Annotated in this window: 12 protein-coding genes and 2 tRNA genes; 4 read left to right on the top strand and 10 right to left on the bottom strand. The window is 70.2% G+C overall.

Features of this window, described 5'->3' with window-relative positions; translation table 11 throughout:
* Positions 1-42 precede the first annotated feature (42 nt).
* Together hisN and MTQ10_RS18290 are read left to right on the top strand one after the other, a co-directional pair.
* Positions 43-843, top strand: a complete 801-nt coding sequence (gene hisN / locus MTQ10_RS18285) for a histidinol-phosphatase (protein WP_247469452.1) — start codon at positions 43-45, stop codon at positions 841-843.
* 250 nt (positions 844-1,093) lie between these two features.
* The gene (locus MTQ10_RS18290; RefSeq protein WP_247469434.1) at positions 1,094-1,510 is read left to right on the top strand and encodes a CBS domain-containing protein; all 417 of its coding nucleotides are present in this window, start codon (positions 1,094-1,096) and stop codon (positions 1,508-1,510) included.
* 75 nt (positions 1,511-1,585) lie between these two features.
* Here MTQ10_RS18290 and MTQ10_RS18295 read toward each other — a convergent pair whose 3' ends face one another.
* On the bottom strand, positions 1,586-3,040 hold the full coding sequence (locus MTQ10_RS18295; RefSeq protein ID WP_247469436.1) for a catalase: 1,455 nt from the start codon (positions 3,038-3,040) through the stop codon (positions 1,586-1,588).
* 140 nt (positions 3,041-3,180) lie between these two features.
* Between MTQ10_RS18295 and MTQ10_RS18300 the strand changes: the two genes are divergently transcribed.
* Positions 3,181-3,597, top strand: a complete 417-nt coding sequence (locus MTQ10_RS18300; protein ID WP_247469438.1) for a Fur family transcriptional regulator — start codon at positions 3,181-3,183, stop codon at positions 3,595-3,597.
* A 98-nt stretch (positions 3,598-3,695) separates the two neighbouring features.
* On the opposite strand, the gene MTQ10_RS18305 is transcribed toward MTQ10_RS18300, so the two are convergent.
* The 6 genes from MTQ10_RS18305 to MTQ10_RS18330 form a co-directional block, all read right to left on the bottom strand.
* Positions 3,696-4,892, bottom strand: a complete 1,197-nt coding sequence (locus MTQ10_RS18305) for a glycoside hydrolase family 64 protein (protein ID WP_247469440.1) — start codon at positions 4,890-4,892, stop codon at positions 3,696-3,698.
* Positions 4,893-5,005: 113 nt separating this feature from the next.
* The gene (locus tag MTQ10_RS18310; RefSeq protein WP_247469441.1) at positions 5,006-6,283 is read right to left on the bottom strand and encodes a glycoside hydrolase family 16 protein; all 1,278 of its coding nucleotides are present in this window, start codon (positions 6,281-6,283) and stop codon (positions 5,006-5,008) included.
* Between the two features lie 401 nt (positions 6,284-6,684).
* A tRNA-Met gene (locus MTQ10_RS18315) sits at positions 6,685-6,758 on the bottom strand.
* A gap of 88 nt (positions 6,759-6,846) precedes the next feature.
* Positions 6,847-8,655, bottom strand: a complete 1,809-nt coding sequence (locus MTQ10_RS18320) for a tetratricopeptide repeat protein (RefSeq protein WP_247469443.1) — start codon at positions 8,653-8,655, stop codon at positions 6,847-6,849.
* 205 nt (positions 8,656-8,860) lie between these two features.
* Positions 8,861-8,934: transfer RNA gene (locus tag MTQ10_RS18325), tRNA-Met, on the bottom strand.
* A gap of 62 nt (positions 8,935-8,996) precedes the next feature.
* A complete protein-coding gene (locus tag MTQ10_RS18330; protein ID WP_247469454.1) occupies positions 8,997-11,975 on the bottom strand; it encodes a UPF0182 family membrane protein in 2,979 nt (992 codons plus the stop codon).
* A gap of 164 nt (positions 11,976-12,139) precedes the next feature.
* Here MTQ10_RS18330 and MTQ10_RS18335 point away from each other — a divergent pair, with 164 nt between their 5' ends.
* The gene (locus tag MTQ10_RS18335; RefSeq protein WP_247469444.1) at positions 12,140-12,682 is read left to right on the top strand and encodes a PPA1309 family protein; all 543 of its coding nucleotides are present in this window, start codon (positions 12,140-12,142) and stop codon (positions 12,680-12,682) included.
* A gap of 60 nt (positions 12,683-12,742) precedes the next feature.
* Here the strand turns inward: MTQ10_RS18335 and MTQ10_RS18340 are convergent, their stop codons facing one another.
* The 3 genes from MTQ10_RS18340 to MTQ10_RS18350 form a co-directional block, all read right to left on the bottom strand.
* On the bottom strand, positions 12,743-13,840 hold the full coding sequence (locus MTQ10_RS18340) for a YlbL family protein (RefSeq protein WP_247469446.1): 1,098 nt from the start codon (positions 13,838-13,840) through the stop codon (positions 12,743-12,745).
* A 78-nt stretch (positions 13,841-13,918) separates the two neighbouring features.
* A complete protein-coding gene (locus MTQ10_RS18345; RefSeq protein WP_247469448.1) occupies positions 13,919-14,083 on the bottom strand; it encodes a hypothetical protein in 165 nt (54 codons plus the stop codon).
* A 133-nt stretch (positions 14,084-14,216) separates the two neighbouring features.
* A complete protein-coding gene (locus MTQ10_RS18350) occupies positions 14,217-14,678 on the bottom strand; it encodes a molybdenum cofactor biosynthesis protein MoaE (protein WP_247469450.1) in 462 nt (153 codons plus the stop codon).
* Between the last annotated feature and the right edge of the window lie 213 nt (positions 14,679-14,891).

Genomic DNA, 14,891 nt, shown 5'->3' on the forward strand with positions numbered 1-14,891 from the left:
CCCCCCTGGCACCACCCCGAGCCCGCCGGATACGGTGCCGACATGCCCGACTACCTCGACGACCTCCGCTTCGCCCACGTCCTCGCGGACGCGGCCGACGCCACCACCATGGACCGGTTCAAGGCCCTCGACCTCAAGGTCGAGACGAAGCCGGACATGACCCCGGTCAGCGAAGCGGACAAGGCCGCGGAGGAGCTGATCCGCGGCCACCTCCAGCGCGCCCGCCCCCGTGACGCGATCCTCGGTGAGGAGTACGGCGTCGAGGGCACAGGCCCGCGCCGCTGGGTCGTCGACCCGATCGACGGCACCAAGAACTACGTCCGCGGCGTGCCCGTGTGGGCCACGCTGATCTCGTTGATGGAGGCGGGCGAGGGCGGCTACCAGCCTGTCGTCGGCGTCGTCTCGGCCCCCGCCCTGGGGCGCCGCTGGTGGGCGGCGAAGGGGCACGGCGCGTACACGGGCCGCAGTCTGTCGTCGGCGACCCGTATCCATGTCTCGCGGGTGAGCAGCCTCGCGGACGCCTCCTTCGCGTACTCGTCGCTGTCCGGCTGGGAGGAGCAGGGCCGCCTCGACGGGTTCCTCGACCTCACCCGGCAGGTGTGGCGCACGCGCGCGTACGGCGACTTCTGGCCGTACATGATGGTCGCGGAGGGCGCGGTCGACCTGTGCGCGGAGCCCGAGCTGTCGCTGTGGGACATGGCCGCGAACGCGATCGTCGTGACGGAGGCGGGCGGCACGTTCACCGGGCTCGACGGGCGCCCGGGCCCGCACAGCGGCAACGCCGCCGCCTCCAACGGCCTGCTCCATGACGATCTGCTGGGGTATCTCAACGGGCGGTACTGAGCCGTCGGGCGCGCCGCTGCGGGCGTCGCGGGACACCGCGGCGTCCGGTGCCCCTGAAGAGCGCCCCCGTGCACGCCTGAGCGCCCTCTTGTTGACTCCCTCTTTGCCTGCCACTCTGGGAGTCCCCCCACTTGTGAATTTGTGAAACAGAGAACAAGCGGGAAGCCGGCCGGCACACCGGCCGGTGACACGCAGGGACCGGACCCGAGAAGACAAGCAGTGGGGGCACCCCCAGGAGGTGGCTCAAGACATGCTCGTCCGCGACGCCATGAGCACTGTGGTCCTCACCATCGGCCCCCGTCACACTCTCCGCCAGGCAGCCACCCTGATGTCCGCCCGCAAGGTGGGCGCGGCGGTGGTGCACGACCCGGACGCCGGCGGCATCGGCATCCTCACCGAACGCGACATCCTCAACTCGGTCGGCCTCGGCCAGGACCCCGACACCGAACGCGCCCACGACCACACCACCACGGACGTCGTGTTCGCGGCGCCGACGTGGACCCTGGAGGAGGCGGCGCACGCCATGACGCACGGCGGCTTCCGCCATCTCATCGTGCTCGACCGCGGCGAGATCAGCGGCATCGTCTCGGTCCGCGACATCATCCGCTGCTGGGCCCCGGCCCGCCGGCACGCGCGCGTACCGGCCCGGACCGAGCCCGTCGGCTGAGCCTCGGCGAAGGCCCGGTGGGCCGGCCCCCTCAATGGGCCCCCACCGGGCCGTGAGTGCGGCAGCGGGCGCGGGTCAGGCGCGCAGCGCCTTCACCGCGGCCTCCAGGCGCCGGCCGAAGTCGGCGTCGGCCCGACGGAAGTTGCCGATGGCCCGCTCGGCGATCTCGTCGCGGGACACCTGGGAGATGGACCCGGCGAGATTGGCGACGAGGCGTTCCTTCTCGTCCTCGCTCATCAGCCGGTACAGGTTGCCCGCTTGTACGAAGTCGTCGTCCTCGGCGTGGACGGGCGTGGGGTGGTTGCCCGTGCCGGCGGCGAACCCGTCGAACGGCTGCCACAGCGGGCGGCCCGTCTGCTGCGGCCCGCCGAAGCTGTTCGGCTCGTAGTTCTTGGCGCCGCCGTGCCGCCCGTCGTACAGGTGGCCATCGCGCGAGTTGGTGCGCGCCTCGGCTGCGTGCGGGCGGTTGACCGGCAGGTGGTCGGCGTTGATGCCGACGCGGTAGCGGTGGGCGTCGCCGTACGCGAAGAGCCGCCCCTGGAGCATCTTGTCGGGCGACGGGCCGATGCCGGGCACGAAGTGGGCCGGGCTGAAGATCGACTGCTCGACCTCGGCGAAGATGTTCTGCGGGTTGCGGTTCAGCTCCAGCTTGCCGATCTCGATGACCGGGTAGTCGGCGTGCGGCCACACCTTGGTCAGGTCGAACGGGTTGAAGCGGTACGTCGCCGCGTCGGCCGCCGGCATGATCTGCACACCGACGGTCCAGCTCGGGTACTCGCCGCGCTCGATGGCCTCGCGCAGGTCGCGCTGGTGCGAGTCGGGGTCCTTGCCGGCGAGGACCTCCGCCTCCTCGGCGGTGAGGTTCTTGATCCCCTGGTCGGTCTTGAAGTGGTACTTGACCCAGAAGACCTCGCCGGCCTCGTTGTTCCACTGGAAGGCGTGCGAGCCGAAGCCGTCCATGTGCCGGTACGAGGCCGGGATGCCGCGGTCGCCGAACAGCCACGTCACTTGGTGCGTGGACTCCGGCGACAGCCCCCAGAAGTCCCAGACGTTGTCCGCTTCCTGGCTGCCCGTGTACGGGTCGCGCTTCTGGGTGTGGATGAAGTCGGGGAACTTGATCGCGTCCCGGATGAAGAACACCGGGGTGTTGTTGCCGACGAGGTCGTAGTTGCCCTCCTCGGTGTAGAACTTCACCGCGAAACCGCGCGGGTCACGGACCGCGTCGGCGGCACCGAGGTTGCCGGCCACGGTCGAGAAGCGCAGGAAGACCTCGGTCTCCTTGCCGACCTCGGAGAGGAACGCGGCCCGCGTGTACGGGGTGACGTCGGCGGTCACGGTGAAGGTGCCGTAGGCGCCGGCGCCCCGCGCGTGCACGACCCGCTCCGGGATGCGCTCGCGGTTGAAGTGCGCCAGCTTCTCCAGCAGGAGCTGGTCCTGCACGAGCACCGGGCCGCCGACCCCCGCGGTCTCGCTGTTCTGGTTGTCGGCGACCGGAGCACCGGCCTCCGTCGTGAGCGGTCCCTGAGTCACGTGGCCTCCTGCGCCTCGTCGTCTTTCCTGTCCCTTGGCCAAAGCCGTTCTCGATCCTACATTGGACTTAGTCCAAGTCAATGTGACGTCTTAAGTCACACCTGTTCGGATTTCGGCCTCGCTGCTGTTAGGCTGTTGCCATGAGTGACCTTCTGGAACGGCTTCGCGGACGCGGATGGCGCATGACCGCGCAACGGCGTGTGGTGGCCGAGGTCCTCGACGGCGAGCACGTCCATCTGACGGCCGACGAGGTGCATGCCAGGGCTGTCGCCAAGCTCCCCGAGATCTCCCGGGCGACCGTCTACAACACGCTGGGCGAGCTGGTGTCCCTCGGCGAGGTGCTCGAGGTCACCACGGACAAGCGCGCCAAGCGGTACGACCCCAACGCGCACCGTCCGCACCATCACCTGGTCTGCGCCGGATGCGGCGCGATCCGTGACGTCCACCCGACCGGCAACCCGCTCGCCGACCTGCCCGACTCGGAACGCTTCGGCTTCACCGTCTCCGACGTCGAGGTGACGTACCGGGGGCTGTGTCCGAACTGCTCGGCGACCTAGCCGGATCACCGCACAGCCGACGGCCGTACACGACGAAGGCGCCGCACTCCCGTGAGGGGTGCGGCGCCTCTTCATAAGGGGGGCGCTTCGGAGCAGGGTCAGAACGCCGTCAGGGTGAGGGTGAAGCCGGTCGGCTCGGTGTCCTGGATGTACGACGCGAAGTCCGCCACGTCGTCGAACGCGAACCCGTACGCCCTGCCGTCCACCGTGGCCTCGTGCACCACGCGCGCGTAGTGGTTGGTCAGCTCGCCCCGGTAGAAGTCGCCCGCGTCGGTGGTGGGCTGCGCGGGGTGGCTGATCAGCGTCGACCGGTTGAACGCGGCGCCGAGGACCGCCGCGACGGGTCCGGTGGTGCCGTCGTTGGGGGCGGCCAGATTGCCGTCGCAGAACAGCACGTCACGGGTGGAGGGCTTGGCGAACGACACCTGCGCGGGCCCGTCGAACGTGAACCGCTCGCCGCGGACCCGCCCGGTGAACGTACCGGCGTTCGTGGTGACCGTGAGGTCCTTGCCGGTGTACGTGCTCCACACCTCGTCGATGTACGGCGCGAAGTAGTCCTCGGCGAACAGGCCCGCGTCCAGACCGTGCCCCGGCGCGATGATCCGCGTGTCGTCCACGACCAGCGGGGCGAACTCCTCCACACGCCGCAGCGCGGCGAAGGCGTCGGCGCGCCCGCCCTCCCGCACGGTGCCCGTCGTCTGGTCCCGCTCCCCGGTCAGGCGGATGCTCATGGGGATGCTGAACATGTCCACCATGGTGGTGTTGCAGAACATCCCGGCCTCGTTGAACGTGAACTCGGCACAATCGTGCAGCACCCCGTAGTTGGGATCGGACTTCACCCAGCCCGCCGGGTACTGGAGCGCGGCGTTGCCGGCGCCGTCGGTCACGGCCTTGAACTTCAGTTTGGCGCCGAGCGAGACATAGATACGGCCGGACATGTACGGCAGGTTCAGCTTGGTCTCACCGCTGCCGGAGAGCGGTATCGCGTAGTCGGTGAAGCCGTCGGCGCCGTTGTCCGACAGCGCGATCGGCGCGAGTGTGCCGTCCGGGGTGAGCCGGACCTGCTTGCCGCCGGCGTTGCCGACGACGTACAGATGCACCGAACCGTTGGTGAAGGAACCGCTGTTGTTGACCACGGTGACCGGCAGCGAACCGGCCGCCTTCGTCGCCGCGCCGTCGCTCTGTCCGGCGAGGGCGTGCGGGGCGATCCCGGCGATCGCCGGGATGCCGACCGCGGCGCCGCCGAGGGCGAAGAGCATCTTGCGGCGGGTGAGGTTGCGCTGGTGTCGTGCCATGGGGTGCTCCTTGGGGAGTGCTCGTGGGGGGTGGGGGGGTGGTGGAGCGCCGGGCGCCCGGTGCCCGCGTGTTCCGCCCCGCGGGACGGCGTCGTGGCGTGGGGCCGAGCGGCTCAGCCGAAGGTCCACTTCTGGTTGGCGTTGCCCGAGCAGGTCCAGATCTGTAGCCGGGTGCCGTCGGCGGACGAGTTGTCCTTGGCGTCGAGGCACTTGTCCGCGCCGACGTTGGTCAGATCGCGGGCGGCGGTGTACGTCCACTTCTGGGCCGGGGTGCCGTTGCAGGTGTAGAGCTGTACGACCGCGCCGTCGTCGTGCGAACCGCCCTTGACGTCCAGGCACTTGCCGAGGGCGCGGACGGTGCCGTCGGCGGCCGTCGTCCACCGCTGGGCCTCGTGGCCCGTGCAGTTGTGCAGCTGGACAGGGGTGCCGTCGGCCGAGGAGGCTCCGGCGACGTCCACGCACATACCGCCGATGCCCTTGAGGGCGCCGACACGGTCCGTGCCGCCGGTGCCGCCGCTCGAGTCGGAGGCGGAGACACGGACGTAGTCGACGGTCATCGTCTGCGGGAAGGCGGTGTTCGCGTCGGGGCTGCCGGGCCAGTCACCGCCGACGGCGAGGTTCAGCAGGAGGAAGAACGGGTGGTCGTAGACCCACTTGTTGCCGCCCACATCAGCGGGCGTACGGGTCTGGTAGGTGCGGCCGTCGACGGACCAGCTGATCGCGGAAGGGCTCCAGTCGACGGCGAAGACATGGAAGTCGTCGGCGAAGGCCTTGCCGTCCGGGAGCGTGTACGCGGCCCCGATGCCGCCCCCGCCGGAGTAGCCGGGCCCGTGGAGGGTGCCGTGGACCGTGCCGGGCTCGTATCCGACGTTCTCCATGATGTCGATCTCACCGCTGGCGGGCCATCCGGCGCTGCCGAGGTCGTCGCCCAGCATCCAGAACGCCGGCCACATGCCCTGGCCGCGCGGCACCTTGATACGCGCCTCGATGCGGCCGTACTTCTGCGTGAACGTGCGGGCCGTGTTCAGACGGGCCGAGGTGTACTGGCAGGGGCCGTACCAGCAGGTGAGGGACGTGTCCGTGTTCTTGCGGGCGGTGATGACCAGGTGGCCGGCGCCGTCCAGGGAAACGTTGTCCGGCCGGTTCGTGTAGTACTCCAGCTCGTGGTTGCCGAAGCCGCCGCCGCCCGTCTCCAGCGTCCACTTCGCGGCGCTGGGCAGGCTGCCGGCGGGTCCGTCGAACTCGTCGGACCAGGTGACGGCGGTGGTGGCGGCGTCCGCCCGATGGGTCGCCGAGTCCGATGCGGTGAACAGGACGGCGGAGGCGAGGGCGGCGGACAGCAGAGTCGCCAGCCCTCCCAGGGACCATCTGCGGGCGCGATGAGTAGCCATGGGAACACACCTTGTGTGGGGAGTGAACTTGAGTCTGAGAGCGCTCTCATGACCACGGCGTATGCCGGGGTGGGCCCAGACGATACGCAGGCCGGTTGCCTCTGCCAACCGGAAGGCTGATTGACAGATCAACCTCTGACCTGGGACTACCCCGGGTAACATGGCGGGGCGCAGTCAAGCTTAAGGCGTATTTAAAGGTCCCTTAAGGCTGTGGGTCACGCCGCGCATCGGCACCGCCACACCGGGTGCCGGCGGGCGCGGGCGGCGGGCGGTGGACGCGGGGCGGCGGGCACGGCTGTGCGGGCACGGCCCTGGCCCGGCCGTCGCGGCCGGCCGCGCACCGGGGCCGGACATGCGTCGAGGGCCGGAAATCCCATCGGATTCCGGCCCTCGATCTTCAGTAGCGGGGACAGGATTTGAACCTGCGACCTCTGGGTTATGAGCCCAGCGAGCTACCGAGCTGCTCCACCCCGCGTCGGTGAACGCAACATTACGTCAATGCCCCCTGCGGGAGCAAATCGCTTTCGTGAGCGGGACCGGACGCGGCTTTGACCCCCCTGCGCTCACGCCGACAGTTCCTCGCGCAGCGCGTCCCGCAGCCGTGCCGCCCGCTCGGCGACCTCGACCGGCCCCAACGACACGGCACGGTCGGCCCACCGCTGCCCCTCGGCCAGCTCGCCCCGACGCGCGTAGACGAGGGCCAGCCGCAGCGCCGCCCGCCCGTGCCCGGCGTCAGCCGCCCGGGTCCACCACATCGCGGCCTCCGGCTCGCTGCCCTCGCGGGCCAGCAGCAGCCCCAGGTTGAACGCGCCGTTGCGCGAGCCGGCCTCCGCGGCCTCCCGGTACCAGCGCGCCGCCTCCACGACGTCGCCCCGCGCGGCGGCCAGCATCCCGACCCGCACCTGGGCCCGGCGGTGGCCCTGGGACGCGGCCCGCTCGTACCACTCCTCGCACTCCGTCTTCTCGTGCAGCGCCTCCCCCAGCTCGTGCGCGGAGGACGGCGGGCGCCGCGCGTCCAGCACCGTCGCCAGCCGGTACGCCGCCTCGGCGCTGCCCCCGCCGGCCGCGCACCGCAGATGCCGCTCGGCCTCCTGCTCGTCGCCGTCCCGCAGCCGGGCCATCCCGACCTGGAGCGCCGCCTCGGTGTGACCGGCCGCCGCCGCCCGCTCGTACCAGCGCAGCGCGAGGCCGTCCTCGCCCCGCTTGGCGTGCAGGATGCCGAGATTGAAGGCGGCGTCCACGCTGCCCGCCTCGGCCGCCTTGGAGAACCACGGCTCGGCCCCGGCCTCGTCGCCGCCCTGGAGCAGCAGCACCGCCAGGGCGTTGGCGGCCTCCCGGTGCCCGGCGTAGGCGGCGCGCCGGTACCACTGTTCGGCCTGCGCGGTCCGGCCCTGCTCGGCGCAGAGCAGCCCCAGGTTGTACGCGCCGTTGACGTCGCCGGCGTCCATCGCCGCCCGGTACCAGCGCTCCGCGGTCTGGGTCTCGCCCCGCTCGGCGTGCAGCGCGCCCAGCGCGTTGGCGGCGTTGCCGTCGCCGTCCTGTGCGGCCCTCAGCCACCACACGGCGGCGCTCTCGCTGTCCCCGGCGTCCCGCAGCAGGAAGCCGAGCGCGCAGGCGGCGCGGGCCTCCCCGTCCTTGGCGGAGGTGAGGTACCAGCGGCCGGCCTCCTTCAGCTCGCCGCGCCTCTCCAGGATCGCCCCGAGGTGCAGCGCGGCCCGCCGGTGGCCGCGTGCGGCTGCCTGCCGGTACCACTGCTCGGCCTCCTCGGCGGGTCCGGCGCCGTCGCCGTCGCCGGGCTCCTGCCCGGACCGCAGGTCGAGTGCGCGGGCCAGGCGGTAGGCGGCCTCGCGGTGCCCGCGCTCGGCCGCCGCCCGCATCCATCGCTCGGCGTCCGCGTCCCCGCGGTGCTCCAGCAGGTCGGCGAGGGCGTAGGCGCCGAGGACATGGCCCTGTTCGGCGGACTGGCGCAGCCAGTACTCGGCGGCGGGTTCGTCGCCGCGTTCGCGGTGATGGCGGCCCAATGCGTGGGCGGCGGCCGCCGAACCGGCGACCGCCGCGATCCGCCACCATCCGGCGGCTTCGTCGGCGTATCCGCGCTGGTGGAGGAGGACTCCCAGGTTGTTGGCGGCTGCCCGGTCCCCGGCGGCGGTCGCTGCGCGCAGATGGGGTTCCGCTCCGTCGAGGTCGCCGCGGCGCAGCAGCATGGCGCCGAGGACGCTCATGGCCTCGATGTCCCCGGCCTCGGCGGCCAGGCGCTGACGCAGCTCCTCCGCGGCCTGCTCGGCGACGATCTCCCCCTCTTCCCCGTCACCGGACGGCTGCACAAATCGCCCTGTCCCGAACAGAGTTGCCTTGTCCCCCATAACGTCCATCGTCGCACCACCTGCAACCTGGGTACACCCGGTATACCGCAGCCCGTGAGGTCACTTCAGCGTTTTGTCGACATGCCCACAGAGAGACAAGTCAAACACAGATCGGCCAACTCCCCCTCGCGGCACGGCCGTCACCTTTGACGGCACATGCGTTCGCACACGTCGAAGGCCCGGATCCTGAGGGATCCGGGCCTTCGGCTTTCAGTAGCGGGGACAGGATTTGAACCTGCGACCTCTGGGTTATGAGCCCAGCGAGCTACCGAGCTGCTCCACCCCGCGCCGTTGTTCGGCAACCGTATCACGGCGCGGGGCGGGCCTGATCGACCACGGGACGCGGCCGGTCATCCGGATTGCGGACTCGGGCTTCCGCTGGGGCTCTTGCTCGGGCTCGCGCCGGCGCCGGAACCCCCGGTGCCGTCGGTGCCCGTCTTGTTGCCGCCGCTGTTCTTCTCGGCCTGGGCCTGGGCGTCCTCGGCGCGCTGGAGCGCCGTCTCCAGGTCCTTCTGCGCCTTGCCGTACGCCTCCCAGTCGCCCTTCTTCAGGGCTTCCTGGCCGGCGTCGAAGGCCTTCTGGGCGTCGGCGAGCGCCTCGCGCACCGTCGGGTTGTCGCTCGTCGCGGGCGGTTCCTCGGTGCCCTCGTCCGGGGGTTCGGTGGTCGAGCCCGTGGCGCCGAAGACCTTGTCGAGGGCGGCGTCGAGGGTGTCCTCGAACGCGGTGGTGCCCGCGTAGGTCACCAACACCTTGCGCAGCAGCGGGTACTTGAGTCCGCCGCCGCGGACATAGACCGGCTCGGCGTAGAGCAGTCCGCCGTCCAGCGGCACGGTGAGCAGGTTGCCGTACTCGATCTCCGAGTCGCCGCCTCTGATCAGCCGGACGAACTCGGCGATGTTCTGCTGCGAGTTGGAGTTGAACTGGCTCTGCACCTGTTTGGGGCCGTCGATGGTGGAGCTGGTCGGCACCTTCAGGATTCTGATCTTGCCGTAGTCCCCGGTGCCCGCCTCGGAGTCGACGGCCATGAACGCGCTGAGGTTGTCCCGGCCGTTCGGTGTGAACGTCGTCGTCAGCGAGAACGCCTGCTGCTTCTGGTCGGGCATCTTCATGCTCAGGTAGTACGGCGGCACCGCGTCGCCCGACTTGTTGGTCGGGTCGTCGGGCACCTGCCAGACCTCGCTGCCGCTGAGGAAGGTGTCGGCGTCCCGCACGTGGTAGCGGGTCAGCAGCTCTCGCTGCACCTTGAACAGGTCCTGCGGGTAGCGGAGATGGGCCATCAGGTCGGCGGAGATCGCGCTCTTGGGCTCGACCGTGCCGGGGAAGGCCTTCTTCCACGTCTTCAGCACCGGGTCCTCGGTGTCCCACTCGTAGAGCTTGACCTCGCCGCTGTAGGCGTCGACGGTGGCCTTCACCGAGTTGCGGATGTAGTTGACCTGGTTCTGCTGGGCGACCACCGCGCGGCTGTTGTTGTTCGCCGTCAGCGAGTCGGCGGTGGTGTCACCGAGGGTCGTCCGCGACGAGTACGGGTAGCCGTTGGTCGTCGTGTACGCGTCCACGATCCACAGGATGCGGTCGCCGACGACGGCCGGGTAGGCGTCGCCGTCGATGGTCAGCCACGGGGCGACGGACTCGACGCGTTCCTTCGGCGTGCGGTTGTACAGGATGCGCGAGCCCTCGCCGATCGCGCCCGAGTACAGGATCTGCGGCTCGCCGAAGGCCACCGCGTACGCGGCCCGGTTGAACGGGTTGGCCAGGTTGACGCCACTGTCGCCCTGGTAGCTGGTGGTCTTCTCACCGTCGTCGTCGGAGTAGTCGATCTCCTTCTGCGGGCCGCCGACGATGGAGTACGTCGTCGTCTTCTCGCCGTAGTAGATCCGCTGCTCGTACTTGCCGAGGTCGCCCTCGGAGGGAAGGTTGGACTCGGTGAAGACCGGCCGGCCCGGGGACTGGCCGGTGGTGGCCTCGGTGCCCTTGGAGGCGACCACGCCGTAGCCGTGCGTGTAGCGGAAGTGGGTGTTGATCCAGTTCTGCTTGTCGACGCCGGCGAGGTTCAGCTCCCGCAGACCGATGACGGTGTCCTGGTCCTTGCCGTCCTTGCTGTACCGGTCGACGTCCAGGTTGTTCGGGAACGCGTAGTACTTCCGCATCTGCTGGAGCTGCTGGAAGGTCGGCGAGACCACGTTCGGGTCGATGATGCGCAGGCTGGCGGTCTTGTCGACTTCGTCCCGCAGCTGCGTCTTGTCCTTGGTCTTGCTGACGCCCGGGTACTCGCTGACCTGGGCGTTGTCGATGCCGTAGGCCTTGCGCGTCGCCGCCAGGTTCTTCTGGACGTACGGCGCTTCCTTGGCCTGTTCGTTCGGCTGGACCTGGAACTTCTGCACGATCGCCGGGTACAGCCCGCCGATCAGGATCGCCGAGAGCACCATCAGGCCGAAGCCGATCACCGGGAGCTGCCAGGTGCGCCGCCACAGCGTCGCGAAGAACAGCAGCGCGCAGATGACCGCGATGCAGAACAGGATGGTCTTCGCCGGGAGGTAGGCGTTGGCGTCCACGTACCGCAGGCCGGTCCAGTTGTCGGTCGCCTTGAAGTCGCTGGACTTCACCGCGAGGCCGTACCGGTCGAGCCAGTAGGCGACCGCCTTCAGCGACACGAAGACGCCGAGCAGCACCGACAGGTGCCCCGTGGCGGCGGCGGTGGCGCGCGCGCCGGGCGAGGTGACGCGGAGCCCGCCGTACAGGTAGTGGGTGAGCGCGGCGGCGATCAGCGACAGGATCGTCGCGGCGAAGCCGAAGCCCAGCAGGAACCGGTACCAGGGCAGGTCGAAGGCGTAGAAGGAGACGTCCAGGTGGAACTGGGGGTCCTTCTCGTGGAAGGGCACGCCGTTGACCCACATCAGCCAGGTGCGCCACTGGCTGGAGGCGGAGGCGCCGGCGATCAGACCGACCAGGGCGGTGATGCCGAGCAGCAGCCACTTCTTGTACGGCGCGATGCCCATCCGGTAGCGGTCGAGGCTCTGCTGCTCCATCGACATCGCGCTCAGCGGCGGACGCAGCCGGTGGGCCAGCCAGATGTTGAAGCCGACGGCGGACGCCATCAGCAGACCGAAGACGGAGAACAGTCCGATCTTGGTCCACAGGGTGGTGGTGAAGACGGACGAGTAGTGCACCGACCTGTACCAGAGCCAGTCCGTCCAGAAGCCCGCGAACATGGTGAAGACCATGCCGAGGACCGCAAGGACGCCCAGCGTCATGAGCAGGGTCCGGACACGCCGGGACGGGCGGCCCACTCTGATCCGTGGCCCTGTCGGGCCTCCGCCCCGGTCCGGCATCTGGAAAGCCAAGGTGCGCCCCTCGAAGTTCGCTGTCGTTCCGTCAGGCCCGCGTGTTCGCCGGCCCCCCGTGGCCCGCTGTGATCGCGGGCCCGCATATAAGCAACTTACTCACCCTTTACTCGGTTCCCGATTCCGGTCAGGAACGAGGCAGGATTGTGACCATGTCCAACACTCCCATGGCGGCGAGCCCGCTCACCCGGGCCGTGCTCGAGATCGACGAGTACGCCTCCGGCCTCGGCTGGGACCAGCCCGCACGCCTTTTCGCCCTCGTAGACACCGCGCAGCTGCGGGCTCAGGAACCCGGCCTCGCCGCCCAGCTCGGCCTGGGGGACGAGCAGCAGACCGCCGGTCTCACCCCGATCGAGCAGGACGAGATTGCAACGGACAGGCCGCTCGATGAGTTCCTGGCCACGATCGCCTGGCCCGACGCGGTGGCCGGATGTGCGCTGACCGTGGAGCGGCTGATGCTGCCGCCGTCCGCCGAGGCCCAGGTCCCGGAGGGCCTGGACGAGAAGAAGCTGACGCAGTGGGTGGCCGAGCATCCCGAGCGGCAGGAGGTCCGGATGACGGTCGCGGTGCTGCGTGACGGCGCCCGCGAGTCGGCGCTGAGGCTGCGCGAGAAGGACTCGCCGACGGAGGTGCTCACCGGCCCGGATCTGGTGCCGGGGCTGGCGGACGCGCTGGCGGCGACGTTCGAGGAGTGAGCCCGCCGGGCGGGGCCTGCGAGGAGACGGTCCTCACGGTCCCCGCCCCGACGGCCGGGGTCAGCCCTTGGTCGTGCACTTCGGCAGGTCGGCGGTGTTCCCGGAGCGGATGTCCTCCAGGGCGTCCAGCGCGTCGGAGATCGTCTTCACCTTGACCAGGGTCAGCCCGTCCGGGGTGTCCTTCGCGGCGGCGGCGCAGTTCTCGGCCGGTGTGAGGAAGTATTGGGCGCCCTTGTCGCGCGCCCCCACCGTCTTCATCTCGACGCCGCCGATCGGGCCGACGGTGCCGTCGTCGTCGATGGTGCCGGTGCCCGCGACGAACTTCCCGCCGGTGAGGCTGCCGGGGGTGAGCTTGTCGTAGATGCCGAGCGCGAACATCAGTCCGGCGCTCGGGCCGCCGACGTCCGCGAGCTTGATGTCGATCGTGAACGGGAACGTGTGATCGGTCCCGGCGGAGATCCCCACCACGGCCCGCGGGGCACCGCCGTCGTTCGAGGTGGCCGTGGTGATCGTCACGTCCTTCGTCACGGTCGCCGTGCGGTGCTCCTTCTCCGCGGCGGCCTGCTCCTTCGCGGGCACGATCGTGAAGACCACGTCCTGGCCGGGCTTGTGCTTGGTCACCAGTTCGGCGACGTCGGACGGCTCCTTCACCGCCGTACCGTCGACCTTCTTGATCACGTCACCGGCGTGCAGCTTGCCCTCGGACGGCGAGCCCTTCACCACCGTGGAGACGACCACCCAGGAGTTCACCGGGATGCCCAGCTCCTTCAGGGCGGCGACCTTGGCGCTCTCCTGGGACTGGCTGAACTCCTCGGCGTTCTCCTGCGTGGACTCCTCTTCCGTCTTGCCGTTCGGGTAGAGGGTCTCGTGCGGGACGACCTTGCTGTCGCGCGCCAGCCAGCCGTAGACCGCCTCGACCAGGCTCATACGGTAGTTCGCGCTGGTCACGCGCACGGTGGTCATGTTGAGGTGACCGTCGGTCGGGTACGTCCTGTGCCCGGAGATCTGCAGCACCGGCTCGCCGTCGTGCTCGCCGAGCGTGTTCACGGTGGGTCCCGGGGACATCTCGGAGTACGGCGCTTTGATCAGCACTCCCGCGCACAGGAGTGCGATCAGCATCAGAGTGGAGGCGAGCATCGTCGCGGTGCGGCGTGGCATGGAACGACAGTACGGGACGCGTCTGTCAGCACACCGTCAGGGCCGCTCCCGGGCGCACGGCCGTGCCCCGCGCGCCGGTCAGCTGCCCGTGTGGGACTTCTCCATCGCGGCGCGGAACCGGGCGTACCCGTCGAGCTCCGGGCCGTCGCCGCGGGACTTGCGGGTCCGGTTCGCCCAGCTGCCCCACAGCCCGGCGCCGATCGCGGCGAACAGCGGAATCAGCAACCAGACGAGCGCCCCCATGCCGACCTCCCTACCGTCCGAGCCACCGGAACTGTGCATCCGACCGATCTGACTGATCAGCAGATTAACCATCCGCAGTGACAACGCTCACGTCAGGGGGGCGGTTACGCAACCGGAGACCGGGCGGCGACGCTCAGCAGGCGCCGACCCACTCCTCGGTGCCGTCGGAGAACCTCTGGTGCTTCCAGATCGGCACCTCGTGCTTGAGGTCGTCGATCAGCTTCCGGCAGGCCTCGAACGCCTCCCCGCGGTGCGGGCAGGACACGGCGACGACCACCGCCAGGTCCCCCACACGGAGGTCCCCCACCCGATGGACCGCGGCCAGGGCACGCACCGGGTAGTCGGCGACCACCTTCTCCGCGATCCGCCGCATCTCCGCCTCGGCGGAGGGATGGCAGGAGTACCCCAGCGCGTCCACGTCGGCGCCCCCGTCGTGGTTCCGCACGGTCCCCACGAACAGCGCGGTCCCGCCGGCCGCGTCGTCCCCGACGGCGCGGAAGACTTCGTCCAGCGACAGCGGCGTGTCCCGGACGGCGATCAGCTTGACGGGGTCCGGCGCGGCCTGCTCGCCCGGATGCTCAAGGGTGGATGCCATACCCCCATCGTGCCCCACCCCTCCCACCCCCCGGAACTGCCACATCTTCCGGCACACGCACATGCGGTTTTGGAGATACCTACGGAACGGGGCCCGGCCGGACCGGCCCACCGAGCCCCGAAGACCCAGGCGCATGCCCACACAGCCGTGGGCAGACGTACCGAGCTGCGGGCAGTCGTGCCGCGGGGGCGATGGGGGTACCCCCTCTGGGGG

The organism is Streptomyces sp. XM83C, assembly GCF_023072675.1.
Lineage (GTDB): Bacteria > Actinomycetota > Actinomycetes > Streptomycetales > Streptomycetaceae > Streptomyces > Streptomyces thermocoprophilus.